This is a genomic window from Bacillus sp. 196mf, assembly GCF_003217275.1.
Taxonomy (GTDB): Bacteria; Bacillota; Bacilli; order Bacillales; family Bacillaceae_G; genus Bacillus_A; species Bacillus_A thuringiensis_S.
The window spans coordinates 34,744-60,941 of the sequence record NZ_QJTG01000013.1 but is presented as its reverse complement, the minus strand read 5'-3'; the positions used below and the strand labels follow the sequence as shown (position 1 = coordinate 60,941).

Below are 26,198 nucleotides of genomic sequence, written 5' to 3'. Positions count from 1 at the left end.
TTGCTTCTTCATTTCTATTCTATTAAGATACTTCTTCTTTCTTATCTTTCCCGTATTCATGCTCCCAAAAATCAGCATTTTTAATTCCTAATGGCCCTGGATCGAATACTGGATCTTTTCCTTCTTTTTTCTGTTTTTCATAATCCTTTAATGCGACTAATGCAGGTTTTTGTAATAGTAAAATCGCAATGATATTTACCCATGCCATAATTCCTACCCCAATGTCGCCTAAAGCCCAAGCCGTTGCTGCTGTTTTTATACAGCCATAGAATACTGCTCCTAAAAATACAAACTTTAGTATCATGGACAGCCAAGGACGATCCTTATCACGATTTAAGTACGCTATATTCGTTTCTGCAATGTAGTAATACGCCATAATTGTTGTAAACGCGAAGAATAATAGCGAGATTGCAACGAAACCGTTTCCAAATCCAGGGAAAACAGATTCTACCGCTGCCTGTGTATATCCTGGTCCTGGCTGAGCACCATTTAATTTATTAACGATAAAGTTTTTTCCGCTTGCATCAAATACGTTATACATGCCTGTAATAATCATCATAAATGCTGTTGCTGAACAAACAAATAATGTATCAATGTAAACGGAAAATGCTTGCACTAAACCTTGTTTAGCTGGATGTGATACTTCAGCTGCTGCTGCTGCATGTGGCCCAGTTCCTTGCCCTGCTTCATTAGAATAAATACCACGTTTTACTCCCCAAGAAATTGCTAAACCGATAATACCACCAAATGCAGCTTCTAATGCAAATGCACTTCTTATAATTAACATAAATGCTTCTGGCAATTTTTCAATATTCATAGCAACAATGACGCAAGCTACTAAAATATAACCTATTGCCATAAACGGTACGACAACTTGCGCTACGTTAACAATCCGCTTTACTCCACCGAAAATGATAAGAGCTAATACGACAACTAATATAGTCCCTGATACGGTAGTATTAATACCAAAAGCTGTTTCTAAACTTACAGCAATACTATTTGCTTGTACACCTGGTAATAAAAGTCCTGTTGCAAGAATTGTCGCTGCAACGAATACTAAAGCATACCATTTAACTCCTAGACCTTTTTCGATGTAATAAGCAGGCCCACCACGAAACTGCCCTTGATGTTTCGTCTTATATATTTGCGCGAGTGTTGATTCTACATAAGCTGATCCTGCCCCTAAAAAGGCTACTGCCCACATCCAAAATACAGCTCCTGGTCCACCGAATGCAACCGCTGTTGCTACTCCAGCAATATTTCCTGTTCCAACGCGTCCTGATAATGAAAGTGCTAACGCTTGGAATGAAGAAACACCAGCTTCTGATTTTTCTCCTTGAAATGTCAGCTTCACCATTTCTCCTACGTGCCTTACTTGTAAAAACTTCGTTCGAATGGAAAAATATAAACCTACTCCTAAACATAAATAAACAAGTGCTGGACTCCAAACAATATTATTTAACCAATTTACGAAAGCTTCCAACATTCCCCCTCCTTCTTTATAAAGAATATTCAGAATACATATAAAATTATAAGTGTATACCGAATCCAGGACAATATTATTTTAATAAAGTAAACATATTTTTGTATAAAAAAACAAAGTATATATTTGTTTTATATACTTTGTTTTGAACTAAATGTATTATATATTCACAATTGCTTCTCTTTTAATAATTCTTTCGTATAGCTCTTCTGATAATTTCAAGAAGTTATCAGGCATATCTTTCCCTTTAAACTTCTTTTGAAGCGTTCCATATAAACCTATATCACGTAAGCGTAAAAATAGTGGTAACGATTCATACCAACTACCCTCCAAACTATGCTCATATTCGTATCCTTTTCTTAACACTTGTAACTGTTTACGAGCAAAATCTGTCTTCTCTTCTGCTGTCCACGGTGTAAATAGAACAGAGTAGTATAGAACCATCGCTAAATCATGTATAAAGTAATTATAAGCTGCATCATCAAAATCAAAGATTGTTAGCTCTTTACCATCATAATGAAAATTACCTTGATGGATATCACCATGCATAAGACCGAACGTTTCTCTTTCAACTGGAAGAGCCTTAATTTCATCCATTAATACCGCTGCAATCTCTTTCACTTGACCATCTTCTAATTCATTAACAATTCCACTTTCGTCTTCTTCCCACGTATCACGGTAGTCTGTTTTAGGATATTCCATTGTAAGGCGATGCAGTTGCCCAATCGCTTTTCCCCACGCTTCAAAATAAGCATCTCCCCAATAAGGCGATTCTGCTCCTTTTACTGGCTCACCTTTTGCATATGTAAATAAAGAAGCGAAAAAGAATGTCCCATCCTCTGCTACGATTTCTTCTACGAGATTTCGAGACGTTGAATAAAGAGGTCCTGCTACCTTTGCCCCATTCTCCGCAACATATCGTAAAAAATCTAGTTCAGCCTCTACCTCTTGTTTAGAACGATGAGAAGAATGTGTTAAACGTAATACGTAATCTTCATCATTATCACCCTTCGCCTTAAAAATATAATTCTCAAAATCTCCAAGTGGCTTTTCTTCCACTGTTACATGAAACAAATTCGCTGCTCTTTTTAAAATCTCTTTCGTAAAAACACGTTCTACAGCTATTTCCATATATATCCCTCCTATATATCTTCTTAATTCGACACAAATGTTAGAAGTACTGCTATGAAATTGAATAATGCACAAAAGACAATGTAACGTAACCTTCAATCCTCTTTTTTTAAAATAATTCAAGCATAAATTTCTCACAAACGACAAAAATTAACAGAAACAATTGCACTTTAAGAGAGGTGGAAATTATGACAGAGCAAAAAGAACAACAAGAGAGTAAAAACCAAAAGCATATGTTTCCATCACTTCCGGAGAACATTAATTACATTGAAAATAAACTTTCTCATTCTGATGATATAAAAAAATTAGATCTCCCTTTTCAAAACGGAAAAGGAACAATCTTATATATCGAATCTTTAGCAGATCCAAATCTAATTCATCGGTTAGTCCTTGAGCCATTATTAACGCGATCAGATTTATCTTTAGATAAAGCTTTTTCTACGTTAAATATGAAAAAAGAAACGAATTTAAATTATGGGATACAACTTTTATTACAAGGTAAATCCTTATATTTTCATGAACACGTCGACAGTTTTTGTATTTTCGAAACAGCCTTATCTTTAAAGAGAGATATAGCAGAGCCTGATAATGAAGGAGTTGTGCGCGGTCCACATACTGGTTTTGTAGAGGATCTAGCAACTAATTTAACCTCTATTCGTAAACTCATTAAGAGTCCAAATTTAGTTGTTAAGTATTTTACACTCGGTGAAGAAATGCACACGAAAGTGGCAATTACTTATATGCAAAATATAGCGAATGACGATTTAGTTATAGAAGTGAAAAGAAGATTAGAAACCATTAAAACGGATGCACTTATGCCACCAGGATACATACAAGAATTTATAGAGGATACGTCTTTCTCCCCATTCCCGCAGCAATTAAATACAGAGCGTCCAGATAGAACTGTTGCTAATTTAATGGAAGGGCGTGTTGCTATTTTATCTGACGGAGATCCAACAGCACTCATCGTACCGGTTACGTTATTCGCTTTTTATCAATCACCAGATGATTATAATAACCGTTGGATTGTCGGTTCTTTCGTCCGAATGATTCGCTTAGTAAGTTTTTTAATTGCCTTTCTCTTACCAGCTTTATATATTGCAACTGTCGCTTTTCATCCTGATGTGTTACCGCTCGAACTTGTGTATACGATTAAAGCTTCATTAGAGAAAGTACCGCTTCCTCCTATTTTTGAAGCTCTCTTAATGGAGTTAATTTTCGAGTTATTACGAGAAGCTGGTATTCGCTTGCCGAGCCGCGTTGGACAAACAATCGGTATTGTAGGTGGTTTAGTAATTGGGGATGCAATTGTAAAAGCTGGACTCGTTTCTTACACAATGATCATCGTTGTAGCTTTAACTGCAATCTCATCTTTTCTCGTTCCATCAAACGATATGAGTTCAGCAGTTCGGATTCTTCGTTTTCCATTAATGCTCCTTGCTGCCATATTCGGATATGTAGGAATATCATTCGGTCTCATTATAACTTTCGTTCACTTATGTCAGCTTCATTCATTTCATACACCATATCTTTCTCCTGTTGCCCCGATGCGGATTAAAGATATGAAAGATTCTTTCATAAGACTACCAATTTGGTCATTTTGGGAAAGACCACATGATCCAAAACCGAAAAAAATGCAGCGCCAACCTGTAACGAGAGAGGATGAGGACGGTGACAAACACGCAAAGTAAAATTTCACTTGTTCAATTTACCTTTTTCGTTATTCAATGCCAAATTGGGGTCGGTATACTATCTCTACCTAACCGGCTTCATCCGATAGCAAAAGGTGGTGGTTGGATTTCTGCGCTCATCGCGGGGCTTGCCATTCAACTTATTATTTTACTTATGTGGCTTTTCTTAAAACGATTTCCTGATGCAGATATGTATAAAAGTGTTTGTATGCTATTTGGTAATAAGTTAGGAAAACTATTGGGCTTTTCTTATGTTTTTTATTTTACCCTTATCGGTATGACGGTTATGTTGAATGCTTGTAACGTCATTAAAGTATGGGTTTTACACGCAACTCCGTGGTCTGCAATTCTCATATTATGTACAGTAGCTTGTTGTTATGTAGCTTATAACACATTTAAAGTCATCGTACGATTTTATGTCATGGCCTCTATTCTCATTATTCCAATGGCCCTTTTAATTGCCCTAGGGCTTTCACGAGCTGATTTCTCTTATATTTTTCCTATTACAGAAGCCGGATGGTGGAATATAATTCAAGCATCCAAGGAAACAATTACAGCCATGTATGGTTTTGAAATTATTCTTATCGCTTTCCCAAAAGTAAATGGGAGTTCTATTGCAAAACTGAAGGCCATTTCTATCGCCAATGGATTTGTAACTCTTTTTTATACTTTTACCGTTTGGATTTGCTTTATCGTATTTAGTCCAAAGCAAATTGAGCTTATTCCAGAGCCAGTTGCTTACTTATTACGCTCCTTGCATATTGGAATTATAGATCGAACGGACCTAATCTTCATCCCAATTTGGATGATAACAGTTGTCGCTTCTATTGCTAGTTATTACTGCGCTGCTTCAATCGGAATTGGACATATATTCAACCTTGCTAATCATAAAAAGGCTGTTCCAATCGTTGGTATTATTGCTTTTAGTGTAGCCTTATTTATAGATACACCTGAAGAATTAAAAGTAATTTCAACTTTCACTGATAAGTTCACCTATATTTTCATAGTTGTCCTTCCTCTTTTATTTCTACTTTATTCTGTGATACGAAATAAGAAAGGAGAACAGTATGTTCAAAAAAAGAGTTAAATTACTTTTAATATTATGTGCTAGTTCCCTCCTTTCTGGCTGTTGGGATCAAGAACCATTAAGGGAGGCAAGTTTAGCTTATAGCGTTGGAGCTGATATTACGGAAGAGAATAAACTCCAGCAAACAATCGAGCTCGTAAAAAGTTCAAGCGGAGAGCAATCTTCATTTGAGAATGAAATATATTCAGCAACCGGGCATAACATAATGGATACAGGCGATGCCCTAAAAAAAAATGTGACTGGGAATATTCGCTATTTTAAATATGGTGTTCAATTACTCGGAACCAAAATTCTAAAAAAGGGTATACTCCCCTATTTAGATGTCAGCTTTCGAGATCCAACAAACCCAACTGCTTTAGTAAAACTTATTGCAGTAGATGGTGAAACATCGGAGATACTCGAAAAAAAGAAAATAGGAAATTTACTAATTGGAGATTTTCTAAAGAAAAAAGTGAAAAGCTTAGAAGATATGAGTGTATTTCCAAAAGAAACTTTAGAAACAGCTGCTACAAAAATGTTAGATCCCGGTAAAGACTTTACCCTTCCTTCTATAAAAATAAAAGGAAAAGAAGTAGTTACAAACGGGTTAGCTTTATTTAACAATGATAAATTAACTGGGCATTTACCTTTGAAACAATCTGTTTTATTCGTGTTATTAACCGGAAAAATGGGAACAAGTGCCCGTATAACCCAAAAACTGACTAGTGATGAATCTGAGAAGACATCTGATTATTTAACAATGGAAATTAGTAATCGAAAATTAAAACGCGACTTAAAAATAACAACAGATAAAAAAGGAAATGTTTATGCTCACATTAAGCTCCAATTAAAAGTTATAGCACTTGAATCTCCAAGAGATAATATGTATACAATGGACGATAGAGAAAAACTAAATAAAGAACTTTCTAAACAACTCACGAAAGAAGCGAAAAAAATAACACGAAAACTACAAAAAGCAAATTGCGATGCTTTCGGTATTGGAAGACATCTTATCGCTTATCATCCTAACTTATGGAAGAAAAAAAATTGGAATAAAGATTATGCAAAAGTAAAATTCAAACCTGAAGTAGAAGTAAGCATTTTGTATAGTGGTGTCTTAAAATAAAAAGGTTGTATGCCGCTCGGGCATACAACCTTTTTATTTCGTATATCGATACACAATTGATTCATATGGTCTTAAGTTAAGTTTTGCAATATCCTTGCTGGCATCTTTATAATTCGAAAGTAGTACTTCTTGTTTCATTCCATCTAACTGAACGTGCGCTGGTACTGAATACGTTATTTCTTCTCCATAGAAGTTATTTATAACAAGTAGTACTTCACTTTCTGTAGTACGAGTATATGCCCAAATTTTAGGATCATTTTTATCCAAAATAGCATATTCTCCTTCTGTAAGAACATCATACGTTTTTCTAAGCTCTATTAACTTTTTATAATGATAAAATACGGACTCTTTATCTTCTAATGCTTTCTCTACGTTTATTTCTTTAAAATTTTCAGCCGCTGAAATCCAAGGTGTACTTGTTGTAAAACCACTGTTCATCTCTTCATTCCACTGCATCGGAGTACGAGAGTTGTCACGAGATTTTTGCTTTAAAATCCCTATAATCTCTTCTTTTGATAGCCCTTCTTTTAGCTTTATATCGTATATATTTAACGATTCTACATCACGATATTGCTCGATGGACTCAAATTTAGGATTCGTCATACCGATTTCTTCCCCTTGATAAATATAAGGCGTTCCTTGCAGCATGTGCATGGCTGTCGCTAACATTTTTGCAGATTCGTTTCGGTACTTTCCATCATCACCAAAGCGTGACACGATGCGAGGCTGATCATGATTACACCAAAATAACGCATTCCATCCTCCGCCCTTTTGCATTTCAATTTGCCAGTTAGACATAATCTCTTTTAATTTAATAAAATCAAACTCTGCTTTCGTCCACTTATCACCATTCGGATAATCTACTTTTAAATGATGGAAACTAAACGTCATGCTTAATTCATTACGCTCAGGATTAGAATATTTAATACAATTATCAATTGTCGTAGATGACATTTCTCCAACTGTAATGACATCTTTTCCTGCAAAAACATTTCGGTTCATCTCTTGTAAATATTCATGAACACGCGGACCATCTGTATAATACTTGCGTCCATCACTTGTCGCAGTACTACCTTCATCGTTTAAGAAGCATTGGTCTTTTGAAATTAAGTTAATGACATCTAATCGGAATCCTGTTACCCCTTTATCCAGCCAAAAACGCATCATATCATATACTTCTTCACGAAGTTTTTCATTTTCCCAATTTAAATCAGCTTGTGTTTCATCAAATAAATGTAAATAATATTGCTCCGTCTTCTCCTCATATTTCCAAGCAGATCCACCAAACTTAGACTGCCAATTATTTTTTTCATCACGCCAAATATAGTAATTACGATATGGACTATTTTTATCTTCCTTCGCTTCTTTAAACCACTTATGTTCAGTCGAACTATGATTTACAACAATATCAAGCATAATCTCAATGTTACGTACTTTCGCTTCTGCTAAAAGTTCTTCAAACTCTTCCATCGTTCCGTAAGATGGATCAATGCTGTAGTAATCACTTACATCATATCCATTATCATTTTGTGGTGATTGGTATATCGGTGTTAACCATATATAATCCACTCCGAGTTCTTTTAAATAATCTAGTTTCTCTGTAACCCCTTTTATATCACCGGTTTCTCTATTGTAATAACTATTAAAGCTCTTCGGATAAATTTGATAGACTACACTTTTATGCCAATCCTTCATGTTTAACTTCCTCCTACTTCTGTTTGACTCTTTTTGCAAATAACCATGTTAAAGTAAATGGGATTACAACTGCAATAATCATTCCTACAATAAACATTGGAATCGATTTCGGAATGATAGAAATAAATGCTGGCAATCCGCCAATTCCGATAGCAGGTGCTAATACACCATTTAATGTAATGAATATCGCTGCCACAGCAGACCCTATAATCGCTGCATAGAACGGGAACTTATTTCGTAAATTCACACCAAACATCGCTGGTTCTGTAATACCGAAGTATGCTGAAATGGCTGATGTTGATGCCATACTTTTATCATTTTGATTTTTAGAAATCCAGAACATCGCAAGTGCCGCACTACCTTGCGCAATGTTAGAAAGAGCGATCATCGGCCAAATAAATGTACCGCCATGTTGTGCAATCAATTGTAAATCAATTGCAATAAACATATGATGCATACCTGTAATTACAAGGGGTGCATATAACGCTCCAAATAATACTGCTCCAACTACTGGTACTGTTTCATATACACCTACTAATCCTACTGTTAATAAATCTCCAATATGACGTGTAACCGGACCGATAATTCCTAGTGCCAACACACCTGTCACAACGATTGTTGTAATTGGTACAACTAATAATTGAATTGCATTTGGTACATGTTTCTTTAAGAAAATTTCCACTTTACTTAATACAAATGCTGCTACTAAAACAGGTAAAATTTGTCCTTGATATCCTACCTTCTCAATTTGGAATAGTCCTAAAATATTGAAGTACTCAATCTTTTGACCCTCTAAACCAGTCGCTGCTTTTCCATAGTCCCAAGCGTTTAATAAGGCCGGGTGCACAAGCATTAATCCCATAACAATCCCTAGTATTGGACTACCACCAAAACGCTTCGTTGCTGACCACCCGACAAGTGCTGGTAAGAATACGAATGCTGTATTGGCCATCATATTAATTAAATCCCAAAGCCCACCTAAGTTCGGATAAACATCTAATAAATTTTTCCCATCAAAAAATAAGTCCTTTGCCCCTAATAGATTGTTAATACCCATTAGTAAACCAGCCGTTACGATCGCTGGTAATATAGGCATAAATACATCCGAAAATATTTTTACAAACTTTTGAGCTGGATTTAACTTCTGATTTCCAGAGTCTTTTACGTCAGCTACAGTCGATTCTTTCATACCTGCAAGCGTTATCAATTCAGCGTAAACACGATCTACATCCCCTGGACCAATTACAACTTGAAATATACCAGCGTTATGAAACGCTCCTTTCACTAATGAAACAGACTGTAATTTATCATTATCTATTTTACTTTCATCTTTTAAAGCGATACGGAGCCTCGTCACACAATGTGCAGCTTGTTCAATATTGTCTTTCCCACCAATATACTGCAACACTTCCTCTGCTGTTTTACGATAGTCTTTCCCCATATTCCCGTCCCTCTTTTCTTTTTTTGATACCGTTTACAATTACATATTAACTCGTATATATAAGTTAGTCAACACTCGTATATACGAGTTCGTGTTTTTTTTATAAAAAAAGAGATGAAACAATATTTTGTTCCACCTCTTTACTTCCTGCGTGCCACATCCGAAAAGTGAAAAATATCTAAACGGTGGCGTGATTCTGTATATTCGAACTGACTTCCATCATACAAATGTGTAAAGTTTTTCACAACGACAACATAGTCTGTTCCATTTAAATCTAAATACTTTCTGTCATCCTCTGTACATGGCTGTACTTCTATTACCCTCTGCGAATAACTAATATGTAGCCCAAGCTCTTTCTCGATGTATTTATAAATCGATGCTGTTGCAATTTCTTTCGTTAATCCTGGAATAAATTCAGATACAAAATGATTTATATCTAAAATTACTTTTTCTCCATCAATATTTCGTACACGTTTAATATGGTCAATCTCTGTTTTTTCTTTTACATTTAATAATTTCGCAATTTCTTTTGTGGCTTTTTCTTTGTCCATTTCCACAACTTCCGTAATACAATGACGTCCTAAACGTTCATTTTCTTCTTGGAAACTTACAATACCGCCAAAATTAAATTCAATATTTTTTCGCTTTAAAACAAAAACACCTTTTCCATGAATTTTTTGCACATATCCACGCTCTTGCAGTAAATCTACAGCTTTTCTTACCGTGCCTCGGCTTGCCTCATACTGCTTCATTAATTCTGTTTCTGATGGAATTTTGCATCCCTCTTTTAATTGTTTATTATCAATAGATTTACTGATTTCTGTATAAATTTGTTCATACTTACTCATCATCTACAATAGCCCCTTGTCACCTTCTAATTCTATATGTATTATAACATGCTTCACTCTTCTGCCAATCTCTCACTTATTTTCCAGTACAAGAAAAATATAGGTAAATATTTAATCTTTAAAACGTATTTTTATAAAAATTTTTATATTTTTCTTTTCATTCAAAAAAACATGTAGTATACTAACTTCAAAATCAGAGGAGAAAGGGAGCAAAGAACTATGCTTACTTATACAACAACTGTAGTTACATTTGCACAAAAACATCATCATCATACGTAACCCTTGAAACCTAGCGGAAAAATTACGCGTAGGTACAAGGGTTATTCCCGTTGTACCTACGTTAGGCAAAGAGCCATGTAGGTATTTTTTATCTACATGGCTCTTTTTTTATTGTCAAAAAGCTAGTAAAAAATGATGTTTAAGCAAAACTTACTACAAAGGAGTTAACAAAAATGGAAACGAAAAAATGGGGATTATGGGTTTTAACAGCATTTGTTATCGGGAATATGGTTGGCGGTGGCGTATTTATGCTTCCAGCAAATTTAGCACAAGTATCAGGTCCGATGGGTTCTACACTCGCATGGAGTATTACAGGCCTTGGCGTATTTATGATTGCACTTGTATTTGGAAATTTAGCGATTCGGAAACCAGAATTAAAGGCTGGACCACAAAGCTATGCTCAAGCTATGTTTCCTTCAAAAAAAGCTGGTAAAGTTGCAGGATATAGTATGGCATGGGGATATTGGGCTGCTAACTGGGCTGCAACAGCATCTGTTATTATTTCCTTTGCTGGATATTTATCAACATTCTTTCCAGTTTTACAAAGTAAGCAAATTCTTTTTTCAATAAATGGATTTTCACTGGAACTCGGAAAAGGATTAACTTTCCTCGTATGTAGCCTTATGCTGTGGGGAATTCAATATATTCTTTCTCAAAATATTGATCGAGCTGGAAACATGAATCTACTTGCTACCATTGCAAAAATTATCGGATTTACAATGTTTATTGTAATTACATTATTCATTTTCAATGCCTCTAATTTCGGAGACGGTCAAACCTTTATGAATGAAGCAGGACAATCCATCTCGTTAGGTGGACAAATCAATTCAGCTGCTATTGCAACACTCTGGGCATTTATCGGTATTGAATCAGCAGTTATGCTTTCTAATCGTGCAAAATCACAGCGCGATGTAAAAAAAGCTACGATTTTCGGATTAATTATCGCTCTTCTTATTTACATGTCAATTACTTTACTTACAATGGGAGCTCTTCCGCAAGATGCTTTAAAAGAGTCTCAAAAACCATTAGTAGACGCATTAAATTTAGCAATTGGAAATAAAGGCGCATATATCATGGCTTTACTCGCTCTTATATCTTTATTTGGATCTACAGTTGGCTGGATTGTTGTTAGTTCAGAAGTACCTTACCAGGCAGCAAAGAATGGACTTTTCCCTAAGTTTTTCGGGAAAACAAATAAAAAAGGTAGTCCTTCAAAATCATTATTGATTACAAATGTAATGACGCAAATCTTCTTATTTTCAACGATTTCTGGTACTGTTTCAGAAGCGTATAGTTTCGCTATCGTCGTAGCAACATTAGCCTATTTAATTCCATACCTTGTTTCTACTCTGTACCAATTCAAACTGGTTATTACAGGAGAAACGTATGATATAATGCCTGGTTCTCGAATAAAGGACGGAATCATCACTACATTAGCATTTATATACTCAATTTGGGTTATCAAAACAGGAACTGCTGACTTAAAAACGTTCTTCTTAGGAATTGGATTGTTCGTATTAGGTCTTATTCTTTATCCTGTACTAATGAAAGACTCACAAAAAACGGATTAAATAAAGAGAAGCTGCTGGCTTCTCTTTTTTATTAAAAATCTGTAATTAACTTTTCTTTTAGCTCTCCTACAGATAAAGGTTTCGCATAATAAAATCCCTGTACATAATCACAGCTCATTGATTGTAACAAACTCTCTTGCTCTACTGTTTCTACCCCTTCAGCAACTACTGCTAAATTTAAACTATGAGCAATTTCAATAACGGATTTTACAATCGTTCGTTCTGGTTGTGCATGATCATAATGAAATTCACGAATAAAATTACGATCAATTTTTACAATATCCAGTGGTAGTTGTTTTAAATAATATAAGGAAGAATAGCCAGTTCCGAAATCATCCAAAGCAATTAAAACACCCATATTTCTTAATTCTTGTAATGTAGCAATAATATAATCAAAATGGCGAACTGCAATGCTTTCCGTTATTTCTAATATTAAACGGTTCGGAGGAAAACCAGTTCTCTTTAAAATGCTACGTACAGACAAAATAAAACGTTTCTGCATTAATTGTTGTATAGATAAATTCACAGATAACTTTAGTCCTTCTTGATAATTTGGCAAAGTTTTAAACAATCGGCATGACTTTTCTAATACCCAGTCTCCTAGCTTTATAATAAGTCCAGACTCTTCAGCAACAGGGATAAATTCGCTTGGTGAAATAGGTCCGTCTTCTGTCATACAACGTACTAGAGCTTCTATACCAGAATATCTCTTCGTTTTCAAATCAATAATAGGCTGCAATGCTACATCTAACTCTTCATCACGAATTGCCTTTTGCAAAGCAAACTCAACTTTCATTCTACGATTTATTTTCGCGCGTAGCTCATCTGTAAAGAAACACGCAGCGTTTCTCCCCTGTTCTTTTGCACTATACATAGCTAAGTCAGAGTTTTTCAATAAAGTTTCCACATCTTGTCCGTCTTGTGGATAAGAACAAAGTCCTAGACTAGCTGAAATGTATACTTCATGGCCTTCCAGCATAAATGGTGCCTGAAAACATGACAACACAGATGTCGCTAACTGACTCATATCATCTTGTCTATGATTTTTTGTTAACAGCACAAATTCGTCGCCACCTAGCCTAGCCAGAACATCTTTCTCTCCTAGTACATAATGCAACCGTGAAGCAACTTCGCTTAAAAGTAAATCCCCTATCATATGACCTAACGTATCATTTACTAATTTAAAACGGTCCAAATCAAAGTAAATCATACCAAATTCTTTTTTATCTGCAATCAATTTATTAACGGTCGTTATTAATTGTAAACGGTTAGGCAAACTCGTTAAAGCATCATGATAGGCAAGTTCCCTATAACGACTTTCACTTAGCCGCAATCTATGTTCCGCTTCTTTTCTACTACTAATATCATTTCGAATTGCGATAAACTGGTATGGCTCTCCTTTTTCATTTAAAAATGGAACAATTGTTGTTTTGACCCAATAATATGTACCATCTTTTGCTCGATTCCGAATCTCACCTGTCCATACTTTCCCATTCAAAATACGTTTCCATAAGTCTTGAAAAAAGGTTTTTGGATGATGTCCTGAATTTAAAATACGGTGATCTTTTCCAATTAATTCTTCTCTTTTGTATTTAGAGATTTCACAAAATTTATCATTTACATATGTAATAAGACCTTTTCGATCTGTAATTGCAACAATTGAAGACTCATCTAATGCTAACTTTAAATCTCGCAATGAAGAGTCATATAATGCATGACCTCTCTGTTCTAGCATGCGCATCTCTCCTTGCTTCTATCTGACTAAAACACAACCTGTTTCTCTTCATAGAAATAGAGATATTTCATTTTCTAACACTAGCCCATTACATAAATTATCTTTTTAAATAGACCGATTAAAATAACATAATATTATTTGTAATAAAAAGCAATATTATACCGTTCCAATTATAACTAGTAGCTTCTCATCTCCCTAATTATTTCGCGCCTTATTATACTGCAATCCCTTTAAGTGGCTCTATGCAAGCCTTGTTTCCAACTAATACCACTCACATCTGATCTCTTTGTTTTTAATAACGAAATAGAAATTAGAACATACTACATAACTATTCACGAATAATAATATAAAACTCTACATCAATGTATATGTTTTTGAATTACAATAACAAAATATTAACATATTTTCACCTTAATTTTGGAAGTATTTTATAAATAAATACCGTATTAAACTAAAAAAGAGGATAGCCTCTTTTTTAGTTTAATACGAATATGGTATTTGCTGATAACCTGGGTATGGCATTGGATACGTTACAGGGTATGGTGATGGATAAGCTACTGGATATGGAGCCGGATAATATCCTCCACTTGTTGCACCTGTTAACGCACCCGCTGTCAGTCCGCCTAACACTCCTCCTGCAAAGCTTCCAGGGAAAAATCCGCCTCCCCATGAACTACCACCACCCCAGCCCCATCCGCCTCCGTGATGATGATGGTGATCATAGTGATTGTGTCCTCCATGGTGATGATGTCCGCCGTTATGATTATGCCCACCATGATTGTGTCCTCCATGATGATTCCGATAGTACAATCCATTATTTTCTATATAATTCATGTTTCTCCGCTCCTTTTCGATTTTTTCATTTTCATATGCGTTAAGAGTGAGATAAAAAATGGGATAGTACACTGTATGTAGGACAAATGCGGAAAGTATAGGTGAAATGTCTATATTTTGTAAAAAAAGCAAACCACCTTATAATAAAGATGTCATATTACATCTTCTATTTAAGAAGTCTATATTGAAAAAAGATTAGGGGAATTATATAGAAATGAAGAAGCCTATCGTTCAATTACTATTAATATTTACAATTGTATCTATCGTTCTGTTCCTATTAAATACATCGTATATCTCGTTATATACATTTGTCGGTGCTCTATGGTCCATCACAATCGTAGGAATTTCATTCGTTATTTTTATAGAAAATAGATCTCCACAAAGTACATTAGCATGGTTTTTAGTATTAGCACTTCTTCCTATTATAGGTGTGCTTTTATACGCTATTTTCGGACGCAGCCGCTGGAGAAGAAAAAAACATCTCCATCGTTCAGAAGAACAAAGAAAATTATTCCGTGAAATATTAGAAGGAAGAAGACTAGAGTTATTACTCACAGTCCCACTAAATGAACGTTCCTTACATTTAACAGAAGTCATACAAAAATTTGGAGGCGGTCCTGCCGCAGATAAAACAACTACAAAACTTTTAACAAACGGAGATCAAACATTTTCAGAAATTTTGCGAGCTATAGAGCAGGCAAAACATCATATACATATTCAATACTACATTTATAAATCTGATGAAATTGGTACAAAAGTTCGAGATGCTTTAATACAAAAAGCAAAAGATGGTGTTATTGTACGCTTCCTTTATGATGGCCTTGGAAGTAATACGTTAAGAAGACGATTTTTACAACCTATGAAAGAAGCTGGGATTGAAATTGTAGAATTTGACCCTATTTTTTCAGCTTGGTTACTTGAAACTGTCAATTATCGTAACCATCGAAAAATTGTTATTGTAGATGGAAAAATTGGTTTTACCGGAGGACTCAATGTCGGCGATGAATATCTTGGCCGTTCAAAGAAATTTCCTGTTTGGCGTGATAGTCATTTAAAAATAGAAGGAAAAGCATTATATAAATTACAAGCAATCTTTCTAGAAGACTGGCTCTATGCCTCTAGTGGTTTAAATACTTATTCCTGGGATCAATTCATGAATAGACAATACTTCCCAGGTAAAGAGATTTCAAATGCAGAAGGTGCTGTTCAAATCGTAGCAAGCGGACCAAGCTCCGATGATAAAAGTATTCGTAATACATTATTAGCTGTTATGGGCTCTGCAAAAAAATCCATTTGGATTGCTACACCCTACTTTATTCCAGATCAAGAAACTTTAACATTATTACGCTTAAGTGCAATTGCCGGAATAGATGTACGGATTTTATATCCAGGTAAAAGTGATAGCATCATTAGTGATCAAGCATCTCAATCCTATTTCACTCCGCTTTTAAAAGCTGGTGCTTCTATTTACAGTTATAAAGATGGTTTTATGCATGCAAAAATTGTACTCGTTGATGATACAATTGCAACTATTGGAACAGCAAACATGGATGTACGTAGCTTTGAATTGAATTACGAAATTATTAGCGTACTTTATGAATCAAAAACAGTTCACGATATTAAACATGATTTTGAAGAAGACTTTAAACATTCAACTGAAATTAAATGGAACTCTTTCCAAAAAAGAAGTATAAAAAAACGCATATTGGAGTCTTTCATGAGGCTCATTTCTCCTTTACTGTAAGCAATCAACTTCATCTTGATTGCTTTTTCTTTTCCCTTTATCCTCCTTCCTTTTCTTTGCATACCATATTAAAACAAGTTATCATAAGATGTATTACTTTATGAAAATAATGTTAGGTGGGAAATACATGTTAGAACAATTTCATATACATTCTGATTTAAAACAACAGCTTTCTACGATTCATGAAAAGAATAAACAAGAAGCTGGTGAAAATGCACATTTAATCGGAACGAAAATATATAAAGCGTCTGATAATAGCATTATTGAAGATGCGATTACAGCACTTCTTCTTGGCAAGAACATTCTATTAAAAGGACCGACTGGTAGTGGTAAAACAGTACTTGCGGAAACTCTTTCTTCTTTATTCCAAAAACCAATGCATAGCATTAACTGCTCTGTCGACTTAGATGTAGAAGGTATTTTAGGATACAACACACTACAAACGAAAGATGGTGCATCTGAAGTTTCATTCGTTAACGGTCCTCTTATGAAAGCAATGAAGAACGGCCACTTCCTATATATTGACGAAATCAATATGGCAAAACCTGAAACTTTACCGCTACTTCACGGCGCATTAGATTACCGTAAAATGATTACAAACCCATTTACACAAGAGGTTGTATACGGTGATGACGAATACCGTGTAATTGCTGCGATTAACGAAGGTTACGTTGGAACAAGTGAACTAAATGAAGCATTAAAAAACCGTTTCGTTATTATTGAAGTTCCTTACATTCAAGGTGACACATTAAAAGAACTATTATTAGCAGAATCAAAATTAAATGATGTTGCAACAATTGAAAAGTTTGTTGCATTTGCAAGCGACCTTATGCCTTTAGCTCGCGATGGACGTGTAAGTGAAGAAGCAGCAAGTATTCGTGGTATTATCGACGCATGTGATTTAGGTGTATATATTCCTGTTATGCGCGCTATTGAACGAAGCATAATTGCAAAACTTAATGATGAAACAGAACAAATGACTGTCCGTGAATTAGCAGAAAGTTATTTCTTTGAGGGATAATTTATGAGACAAATTTTTAGTGACAAAAAAATTGATGCGTCGCTGTTTCTACAAATGGAAAATTTAATGTATGCCCTTCTAAAAGAAGACGATGCCTATCTTGAATATGGCTATAAAGCATACTACGACGAAATTGAAAAGAAAGTTGTCATTAGTCACTTTTGGGATGATCGAAAAGAAGAAGATACAGTAATCGGATTAAAAAGCGAAGTGTTCTTAAAAGCACTTGGTAATAAACATTACTCGGACATGACTTTAATTCGTTCGTATGCGATTGAATTGCAAGAATCGCCCCTAAAAAAGTTTTTAACACAATTATTTGTTCTATTAGAAGATTTACGCGTTGAGGAAATCGTAAAGAACTTACGTCCTGGCACAAAGCATGTTTTTAAACGCCGAAAAGAAATGTACCGCAATTACTTCGGCTCCCAAAATGAAATAAACCGTGTTCGTAATTATCACGCTGATCGTCTATTTTGCCTCTGCTATCTTTCATTAACGAGCGATAAATATGAAATGTTTAATAATGAATATTTCGAGCAAATTGAAGCGATTTTACATGAAACATTCCAAGCACGTAATACAGAAGATATTATGTATATCGTTGAGAAAATTCGCTATCGCTTAGAGGCCCTTCTTGAAAGTGATATGCTTAACAACTATTTCGGACATGCTCCACTTTACTTATCTGTTCTTGCAGACGAAAAGAACTGTCGCGTCGAAGATTTAGCAAATGATGATACGCAGCTTATAGATGACGATGAAAATAAAAACAAAATGGATGAAAGTTTCTCCACATGGCATCGTGAAAATAAAAATAACGAAAACGAGAACTTTTTACGCTTTGAATTAGAAAGCGGAACAAAAACAAACATGATGGGCGATACTGCTCGTGAATCAGAAGATGGCGACCAAGCACTTGGTTCTGTACAAGGTACTTCTCAAAAAAGTACACAATCCAACTTTGATGGCGCTGATACAGAAGAAGCAAGGGCTTCACACGCTTCTAGCCAGCACGACGGTGCATATGGGAAGTATAATGTAGGTGCTTCTCATACATTTAAAGAAGCTCGCAAAGTAAATATTGATGAGAAAAAAGATTACCAAGCTATCAAATCAGTCGTCAATAAAGATGTAAAAGAATTAAAGAAAATTATCGAAAAAACGATTGAAAATAAAACGAATGCGAATAGTGATAAATATTACGGAAGACTTCGTAAGAAATTCCTCCGTATTTATACCGAAAAACAACCGCGGATGTTTTATAAAAAAGGACAAGAGTCACAAGAACTCGATGTTGCATTCCAACTGTTAGTTGACTGTTCTGGTTCTATGTATAACAAAATGGAAGAAACGAAGAAGAGTGTTGTACTATTCCATGAAGCTTTAAAATCTTTAAAAATCCCGCACGCTATTAGCGGATTTTGGGAAGATGCCTCTAGCGCTAAACCTGAAGATAAGCCGAACGTTATCCATGAAGTTGTAAATTATAAAAACTCAACGTTACCAAACGTTGGTCCAGAAATTATGCAACTTCGTGAAGAAGAAGATAACCGCGACGGATATATTATTCGTATCGTTTCTGAAAAGCTTGCCAAAAGACCTGAGAAACATAAATTCTTACTAGTCTTCACAGACGGTGAGCCTTCTGCGCTAGACTATCAACAAGACGGAATTTTAGATACGCATGAAGCTGTTAAACTCGCGCGTAAAAGTGGTATGGAAGTAATCGGTATCTTCATCGAAGAAGGCGAAGCGAAAGAAGCAACTTATCAATTGATGAAAAACATTTATAACCATCACTTCTTAGTTGCAAATCACGCTGAAGATTTACGTCTAAAGATTAAACCACTATTGAAAAAGTTATTACTGAAGACGATTGAATAGAAAATAGGAGCCTTGTGGCTCCTGTTTTTTCGTTCAATTACTTTGTTTCTGGTTGAAACTTGTATGGAATGGCTACTTCTAACAAAGATTCAAATCCTCCGTCATAGTATGGGAAGCGCTCATTCGCAATTGTTCGACCCACCCACTCTATTGCAGAAATTTCACCTTCATCTTCCGCAATAAGTTCACCTTTTACTACATTCACTCGGAATGTAAAAAATAGCGCATGATTCCCTGATTCTTCAAAGAATTTTTCATTAATCGCAACAAGTCCAGCTAACGCAGCAGTTAAACCTGTCTCTTCTTTCACTTCTCTTATTAGTGCTTCCTCTAATATTTCACCTTTTTCTACAGCCCCGCCTGGCAATGACCAAACGTTTTGTTCTACATTATGTACCATTAATATTTTATCTGTTTCTTCGTCATGTATTAGTGCATATACGACATCAACTCTCTGCATAAGGCTTCTCTCCCTCCAAAAATGATGAAGAGCCGATTCCTAAGAATCGACTCTTCCTATTAATTCATCACTAACTCAGCTGTGAGCTTTTTTTTTAACTTAGCCAGCATGTCAGTTGTCATTTTATCTAAATCGTATTCTGCTTTGAAGCCCCACTCTTTCATTGCTGCTGTTGCGTCAATAGAGTTTGGCCAGCTATCAGCGATTGTTTGACGAGCTGGATCTACTGCATAATCCATTGTAAACGTCGGAATGTGTTTACGAATTGACGCTGCAATTTGCTCTGGCTCAAAGCTCATTGCTGTAATGTTAAATGCATTTCTATGCACTAGCTTACTTGGATCAGCTTCCATTAATGAAATGATCGCTTGTAAAGCATCAGGCATATACATCATGTCCATGTACGTTCCTTCAGCAATGTATGAGGTGTATGCACCTTTTTTAATCGCCTCATAATAAATTTCAACTGCATAATCAGTTGTTCCGCCTCCTGGAGGAGCTACGTAAGAAATTAAACCTGGGAAACGGACACCGCGCGTATCTACGCCAAATTTTTGATGATAATAATCACACAGTAATTCTCCCGCTACTTTGTTTACCCCATACATCGTAGTAGGACGTTGAATTGTATCTTGCGGTGTATTATCTTTTGGCGTTGATGGACCGAATGCACCGATAGAACTTGGCGTGAAGAACTTACAGTTTAATTCACGAGCTGCTTCTAGAGCATTTACAAGTCCACCCATATTTAGGTTCCATGCAAATAACGGATTTTTTTCTGCTGTTGCTGAAAGTAAAGCTGCTAAATGAATAATTGTATCTACTTCATTACGCTTTGCGATATCATGTAGTTTTTGTCCATCTGTTACATCTAACGTTTCAAATGGACCAGACGTTACTACTTCACTATCTGTTTCACGAATATCTGTTGCAATAACATTTGATGCGCCGTATACATCACGAAGTTTCATTACTAGTTCAGAACCAATTTGCCCTAAAGAACCGGTTACTAGAATTTTTTTCATTTTCCCCACTCCTCATTTGCAAGCTATTCAAAAGATGTCGTTACTTAAATGATACCCATTTCTTTCCCTACTTTTTCATACTTACAAATTGCTTCATCTAACATTTCTTTCGTATGAGCTGCTGTAGGCATATTACGAACACGACCTGTTCCTTTTGCTACAGTTGGGAACACGATAGATTTTGCGTATACGCCTTCTTCATTTAGACGTTTACTAAATTCTTGTGTTAATACTTCGTCCCCAATAATACAAGGTGTAATTGGCGTTTCACTTTCCCCAATGTTAAAGCCAAGTTCTTTTAACCCTTGTTTTAAATAGCGACCGTTTTCCCATAGACGATCATGTAACTCTGTGCTTTCCATTAAGATTTCAATTGATCTCATGCAAGCTGCCGCATCAGCTGGTGTTAATGCTGTAGAGAATAAGAATGGACGTGAACGAACTTTTAACCAGTCAATTAAGTTTTGTTTCCCTGCTACATATCCACCAATTACCCCAATTGCTTTTGATAATGTACCAATTTGGAAATCAACTTTATCAGAAAGACCGAAGTGCTTTACAGTTCCTGCACCTTTTCCAAGTACACCTGAACCGTGTGCATCATCTACGTATGTCATTAAATCTAACTCTTCTGCAATCTCAACAATTTCTGGTAGTTTTGCAACATCTCCATCCATTGAGAAAACACCGTCTGTAATTACCATTAATTTATTGTAAAGACCTGATTCTTTCGCCGCGATTGCTTTTTGGCGTAAATCTTCCATATCAGAATGTTTATAAACAATAATTTTTGCTTTTGATAGACGACTACCGTCAATAATAGATGCATGATTTAATTCGTCTGAAAGAATCGCATCATTTTTATCCATAACAGCTGAAATCGCTGCCATATTACAGTTAAATCCTGATTGATAAGCAATTGCTGCTTCTGTATGTTTAAACTTTGCAATTGTTTCTTCTAACTTAATATGCAAATCTAAAGTACCGTTAATTGTACGAACAGCCCCTGCTCCAACACCGTACTTATGAATAGCACCAATTGCTGCTTCTTGCAAACGGCTATCTGTTGCTAATCCAAGATAGTTGTTTGAAGATAAGTTAATATATTCTTTTCCGCCAATTGTAATGATTGGTCCATTCGAACTCTCAAGCGGATCAATTACGTTATAAAGCCCCTTTGATTTTAAATCCTCTAAATTTTCTTCTAAAAATTTCGCAAGTGTTTTACTAGACATTGTGAAGCCTCCCATCGTTCATGTAAGCGGATTATTGTCTTAATAGTTCTAATAATCCCTCTACTAGCTTAACACGTTTTCAGAATTTATTATAGAAAAATAGTTTAAAGTAACCGCTTACAATTCTAGATTATATATGATTCATTACAATAAATCTATCATTTACTTTTCATATTTGATAGAATTAAAAAAATATTTAGGGAGGCTTCAAACATGGCATTTACAGAATCTGATGTATACAATAACACAGCATTTTTCGAACAATATATGAAACGAAAATACCGAGAAAATAGCCCAAATGAATCCATTGAAAAACCAGTATTCTTTCAGCTCATTGGTCATGTGCAAGGAAAACAAATTCTCGATTTAGGCTGTGGTGATGCTAAGTTTGGTGCGGAATTATTAGAAAAGGGATGCTACTCTTACACCGGCATTGAAGGCTCCGAGCTTATGTATGGAAAAGCTAAAAAACAACTAGAAAATAAAAATGGATCTGTTCATTTTTTAAACCTCAAAGATTATACCTATCCCTCTTCCACTTTTGATTTAGTAACCTCTAGACTCGCCTTACATTATATTGAACATCTTGATATCATTTTTCAAAATGTGTTTCAAACTTTAAAAACAAATGGCACCTTTATCTTTAGCGTTCAACATCCCGTTATTACTTCTTCATTTGAAAGCTTACAAACAAGTGGTAAAAGAACGAGTTGGCTCGTCGATGATTATTTTAAACTAGGCAAACGGGTTGAACCATGGATTGACCAAGAAGTTATTAAATATCATCGTACAACGGAAGAGTATTTCACATTATTACAGCAAGCTGGATTTACCATTACATCATTAAAAGAAGCTACACCAAATCCAACCTATTTTCAAGATGAAGAAGAGTATAAACGTCGCTTACGTATTCCTCTCTTCCTCTTATTTTCTTGTACCAAATAAAAAAAACGATGACTCACTCATCGTTTTTTTATCTCATTGCCTGAGCAACTTCTTTAACTACACGTCTTCCTCTTCCGTGAGGGATACAAAGCGGTGTTCCAAACAACGGATCCGTACTAATTTGACACTCCATTCGGAATACATCACGTACTAGTTTCTCATCTACCACTTCTTCAGGTTTACCTTGTGCATATATTTGTTTATCTTGAATTGCTACAATGTTATCTGCATAGCGGCATGCTAAATTCAGATCATGTAATACCATAACAATTGTTCTTTGTTCTGTTTCATTTAATTCGAATAATAAATCTAGCACTTCAATTTGGTGAGTCATATCTAAGTATGTAGTTGGCTCATCCAGTAAAATGATATCTGTATCTTGTGCAAGTGTCATTGCGATCCAAGCACGTTGACGCTGCCCACCTGAAAGAGCATGCACATCACGCTCAGCAAATTCTGTCATACCTGTTGCTGCAAGTGCCTTCTGTACCATTTCCTCGTCTTTTTCTGACCATTGCTTCAGCCATGTTTGATATGGATAGCGTCCTTGCTTTACAAGTTGTAATACTGTAAGTCCTTCTGGTGCTTGTGGTCCTTGCGGTAAAATCGCCATTTGACGAGCAATTTGCTTCGTTTGCATACTTTGAATTGCTTGATTATCTAACAAAATATCACCATTTGTTGGCTTTAATAATCTGGCTAGTGAACGTAATAAAGTTGATTTCCCGCAACCGTTAGAACCGATAAAAATTGTAATTTCACCTTTTGGAATTTCTAAGTTCAGCTCATCAATAATAATTGTTTCACCATAAGACAACGTCAAGCGTTTCGTCTCCAATGCTTTTTGCATATTCATCTCCCTTTATGAATTCCGACTTTTATAAAGTAAATAAATGAAATAAGGTGCACCAATTGCTGATGTAAATACCCCTGCTGGAATTTCAAGTGGTGTGAAAATTGTACGCCCTATTAAATCTGCAGCAAGTACTAGAATTGCACCGACAATAGCTGCAACTGGGAGTAATGCACCGTATAAAGAACCAACTAATCTTCGTGAAATATGAGGTGCCATTAAACCGACAAATCCAATCCCTCCGGCAAAAGCTACCGCACCACCAATTAAAGCTGTACTAAGTAATAACATAAATACACGCGACTTCGTTAAAGGAACCCCAAGTCCTACCGCTATATCATCCCCTAGCTCTTGTGCATTTAAATGCCTAGCTGCGATAAATGATATTACTGTTAAAATGAGAACCCAAGGCGCAAGTACCATAACATTTTGCCAAGAAGAGCCGTAAACGGTACCCGTAATCCATACATTCGCTTGGCTCGCTTGATAAATTGGTGCTAGCAACATAAATAATGTTGTCGCCGCCTTCGTTAATGCCCAAAATCCAACACCAATTAAAACGAGACTAATTGGTGATAATCCATCATTTTGCCATGCAAATAAGTATACAAAAACCGCTACAATCGTTGCTCCTGCAAAAGCTGCGAGCGGCATATAATGAATACTTACCGTTAGTGCATTATTTTTATCACTAAATAACGCTAAAAATAATACAACTGCGACACTTGCCCCGCCCGTAATCCCGATGATATCAGGAGAAGCAAGCGGATTTCGAACGAGCCCTTGTAAAATACAGCCCGCTACCGCAAGCGCAATTCCTACGAGGATAGCAATTAAAATACGTGGCATACGAAACTTATTTACAACCATATTTGACATTGCATCGCCATTTCCGGTAATTGCTTGCCATACGTCATAAGGAGCAATTTTCATGTCTCCCATACCTGCGCTCGCAAAGAATAATCCTATTAAAACAACTAGTAAACTTAACAAGACGAGACAAGCTCGTTTATACATTAAAAACGAGAGCTCGCCTTTTCCTATACGAAACGGAATATATTTCTTCATTTGCTAAGCCCTCTCTTACGTGCAATATAAATAAAGAACGGTGCTCCAATAAATGCTGTCATAACTCCTACTGGTACTTCTTGTGGCATAATGACATATCTTGCTGCTATATCAGCCAATATTAGTAGTATTGCACCTAACAATCCGCTATAAGGCACTCTCCATCTGTGGTCAACTCCAACAAGAAATCTAGCAAAATGCGGAGTAATAATTCCAATAAATCCAATTGGACCAGCAACCGCAACTGAACCACCAGACAACAGTACAATAATAAGTAACACGAATGATTTCATTAAAATTGTTCGTTGTCCAAGTCCTTTCGCGACGTCTTCTCCCATCATCAATGTATTTACTTTCCCTGCCATCATAAGAGATGCAATCCATCCTATTAATAAATATGGGAATACAGATTGTAAAATTTCTAACTTTCTCCCTTGCACAGATCCAGCAAGCCAAAATAATACCTCTTCAAGTGCTTTTTCATTTAACACAAGTAATCCTTGTGTTAATGATGAAAATAACGCACTAATTGCGACCCCTGCTAACGTTAACTTAAGAGGAGTAGTCCCTTCTTTTCCTAAAGAACTAGAAGCAAATACAAGTACAGCTGCAACCGCAGCTCCTAAAAAGGCAATCCATGTGAAAGCTGATAATGATGTTACTGAAAAGATTACAATTGCTACAACTATGAAGAACGCAGCACCTGAATTTAATCCAATAAAATCTGGAGAAGCAAGTGGATTCTTAGTTAAAGTTTGCATAAGACAGCCCGCGATGGCTAAACTAGCACCAACACTTGCTGCTATAAGTGCCCTTGGAAGGCGCACATTTTGAATAATAATATGTTCATTAGAACCATTAAAATGGAAAAAAGCATCTAGCGCTAATTTCCAGCTCGTATTTGTATATCCGAAAATAATACTTCCCCAAATACAAATAACGACTGCAATGATTCCAACAAATAATCCAATCCATTTTGCTTGATTTGTTTTTAATAACATGCAGCGTTTCCCCTTCAATGTATAATGATACGTTGTAAGTGTATTTCAACTTAATTCTT

At 35.7% G+C, this 26,198-nt stretch carries 21 protein-coding genes; 8 read left to right on the top strand and 13 right to left on the bottom strand.

All coding sequences use genetic code 11. The annotated features are described in order from the left end of the window. Positions 1–22: 22 nt before the first annotated feature. Positions 23–1,483 (bottom strand): alanine/glycine:cation symporter family protein, encoded by a 1,461-nt coding sequence (locus ATL10_RS18265; RefSeq protein WP_097996909.1) that lies wholly within the window; start codon positions 1,481–1,483, stop codon positions 23–25. Positions 1,484–1,642: 159 nt separating this feature from the next. Further along, the gene (locus ATL10_RS18260; protein WP_098329626.1) at positions 1,643–2,614 is read right to left on the bottom strand and encodes a phosphotransferase enzyme family protein; all 972 of its coding nucleotides are present in this window, start codon (positions 2,612–2,614) and stop codon (positions 1,643–1,645) included. 188 nt (positions 2,615–2,802) lie between these two features. On the opposite strand from ATL10_RS18260, the gene gerKA reads away from it, so the two are divergent. From gerKA to ATL10_RS18245, 3 genes are read left to right on the top strand one after another with little or no spacing between them, the layout of a single operon-like run. After that, positions 2,803–4,305 carry a spore germination protein GerKA gene (gerKA, locus tag ATL10_RS18255; RefSeq protein ID WP_098390132.1) on the top strand — a complete coding sequence of 501 codons (1,503 nt, stop codon included), beginning with the start codon at positions 2,803–2,805 and terminating at the stop codon, positions 4,303–4,305. Continuing rightward, a complete protein-coding gene (locus tag ATL10_RS18250) occupies positions 4,286–5,392 on the top strand; it encodes a GerAB/ArcD/ProY family transporter (protein WP_000185797.1) in 1,107 nt (368 codons plus the stop codon). Before gerKA ends, ATL10_RS18250 begins: the two co-directional genes overlap by 20 nt. Beyond that, positions 5,373–6,497, top strand: a complete 1,125-nt coding sequence (locus ATL10_RS18245; RefSeq protein WP_000474045.1) for a Ger(x)C family spore germination protein — start codon at positions 5,373–5,375, stop codon at positions 6,495–6,497. Before ATL10_RS18250 ends, ATL10_RS18245 begins: the two co-directional genes overlap by 20 nt. A gap of 33 nt (positions 6,498–6,530) precedes the next feature. Here the strand turns inward: ATL10_RS18245 and treC are convergent, their stop codons facing one another. The 3 genes from treC to treR all read right to left on the bottom strand — a co-directional run bounded on the left by treC (position 6,531) and on the right by treR (position 10,484). Further along, entirely contained in the window at positions 6,531–8,192 is a 1,662-nt protein-coding gene (gene treC, locus ATL10_RS18240; RefSeq protein WP_110497295.1) for an alpha,alpha-phosphotrehalase, read from the bottom strand. Positions 8,193–8,205: 13 nt separating this feature from the next. After that, on the bottom strand, positions 8,206–9,633 hold the full coding sequence (gene treP / locus ATL10_RS18235; protein ID WP_000513942.1) for a PTS system trehalose-specific EIIBC component: 1,428 nt from the start codon (positions 9,631–9,633) through the stop codon (positions 8,206–8,208). Between the two features lie 140 nt (positions 9,634–9,773). Continuing rightward, positions 9,774–10,484 carry a trehalose operon repressor gene (gene treR / locus ATL10_RS18230; protein ID WP_000987242.1) on the bottom strand — a complete coding sequence of 237 codons (711 nt, stop codon included), beginning with the start codon at positions 10,482–10,484 and terminating at the stop codon, positions 9,774–9,776. A gap of 449 nt (positions 10,485–10,933) precedes the next feature. Between treR and ATL10_RS18225 the strand changes: the two genes are divergently transcribed. Then, on the top strand, positions 10,934–12,331 hold the full coding sequence (locus tag ATL10_RS18225) for an amino acid permease (RefSeq protein WP_000448445.1): 1,398 nt from the start codon (positions 10,934–10,936) through the stop codon (positions 12,329–12,331). A 31-nt stretch (positions 12,332–12,362) separates the two neighbouring features. Here the strand turns inward: ATL10_RS18225 and ATL10_RS18220 are convergent, their stop codons facing one another. Next, positions 12,363–14,066, bottom strand: coding sequence for a putative bifunctional diguanylate cyclase/phosphodiesterase (locus tag ATL10_RS18220; protein WP_000893346.1), 1,704 nt, complete (start codon positions 14,064–14,066; stop codon positions 12,363–12,365). 480 nt (positions 14,067–14,546) lie between these two features. Beyond that, positions 14,547–14,900 (bottom strand): hypothetical protein, encoded by a 354-nt coding sequence (locus tag ATL10_RS18215; RefSeq protein WP_001106379.1) that lies wholly within the window; start codon positions 14,898–14,900, stop codon positions 14,547–14,549. Positions 14,901–15,114: 214 nt separating this feature from the next. Between ATL10_RS18215 and ATL10_RS18210 the strand changes: the two genes are divergently transcribed. From ATL10_RS18210 to ATL10_RS18200, 3 genes are all read left to right on the top strand, one after another. Then, positions 15,115–16,644 (top strand): cardiolipin synthase, encoded by a 1,530-nt coding sequence (locus tag ATL10_RS18210; protein WP_110497293.1) that lies wholly within the window; start codon positions 15,115–15,117, stop codon positions 16,642–16,644. Between the two features lie 127 nt (positions 16,645–16,771). After that, entirely contained in the window at positions 16,772–17,665 is an 894-nt protein-coding gene (locus tag ATL10_RS18205) for an ATP-binding protein (protein WP_000892988.1), read from the top strand. Between the two features lie 3 nt (positions 17,666–17,668). Then, a complete protein-coding gene (locus tag ATL10_RS18200) occupies positions 17,669–19,552 on the top strand; it encodes a vWA domain-containing protein (RefSeq protein ID WP_001248848.1) in 1,884 nt (627 codons plus the stop codon). 37 nt (positions 19,553–19,589) lie between these two features. On the opposite strand, the gene ATL10_RS18195 is transcribed toward ATL10_RS18200, so the two are convergent. The 3 genes from ATL10_RS18195 to ATL10_RS18185 are packed head-to-tail and all read right to left on the bottom strand — an operon-like array spanning position 19,590 to position 22,272. Continuing rightward, positions 19,590–20,012 carry an NUDIX hydrolase gene (locus ATL10_RS18195; RefSeq protein WP_090978382.1) on the bottom strand — a complete coding sequence of 141 codons (423 nt, stop codon included), beginning with the start codon at positions 20,010–20,012 and terminating at the stop codon, positions 19,590–19,592. A gap of 59 nt (positions 20,013–20,071) precedes the next feature. Further along, positions 20,072–21,037, bottom strand: a complete 966-nt coding sequence (locus ATL10_RS18190) for an L-threonine 3-dehydrogenase (RefSeq protein ID WP_000723125.1) — start codon at positions 21,035–21,037, stop codon at positions 20,072–20,074. Between the two features lie 44 nt (positions 21,038–21,081). Beyond that, on the bottom strand, positions 21,082–22,272 hold the full coding sequence (locus ATL10_RS18185) for a glycine C-acetyltransferase (RefSeq protein WP_000095904.1): 1,191 nt from the start codon (positions 22,270–22,272) through the stop codon (positions 21,082–21,084). Between the two features lie 213 nt (positions 22,273–22,485). Here ATL10_RS18185 and ATL10_RS18180 point away from each other — a divergent pair, with 213 nt between their 5' ends. Next, entirely contained in the window at positions 22,486–23,217 is a 732-nt protein-coding gene (locus ATL10_RS18180; protein WP_000885964.1) for a class I SAM-dependent DNA methyltransferase, read from the top strand. Between the two features lie 28 nt (positions 23,218–23,245). Here the strand turns inward: ATL10_RS18180 and ATL10_RS18175 are convergent, their stop codons facing one another. Genes ATL10_RS18175 through ATL10_RS18165 form a run of 3 tightly spaced genes read right to left on the bottom strand, consistent with a single transcriptional unit; the run spans position 23,246 to position 26,139 of the window. Further along, positions 23,246–24,067, bottom strand: coding sequence for an ABC transporter ATP-binding protein (locus tag ATL10_RS18175; RefSeq protein ID WP_001167953.1), 822 nt, complete (start codon positions 24,065–24,067; stop codon positions 23,246–23,248). 12 nt (positions 24,068–24,079) lie between these two features. Then, positions 24,080–25,138 (bottom strand): FecCD family ABC transporter permease, encoded by a 1,059-nt coding sequence (locus tag ATL10_RS18170; RefSeq protein WP_000760059.1) that lies wholly within the window; start codon positions 25,136–25,138, stop codon positions 24,080–24,082. Then, entirely contained in the window at positions 25,135–26,139 is a 1,005-nt protein-coding gene (locus ATL10_RS18165; RefSeq protein WP_000925211.1) for a FecCD family ABC transporter permease, read from the bottom strand. Before ATL10_RS18165 ends, ATL10_RS18170 begins: the two co-directional genes overlap by 4 nt. Between the last annotated feature and the right edge of the window lie 59 nt (positions 26,140–26,198).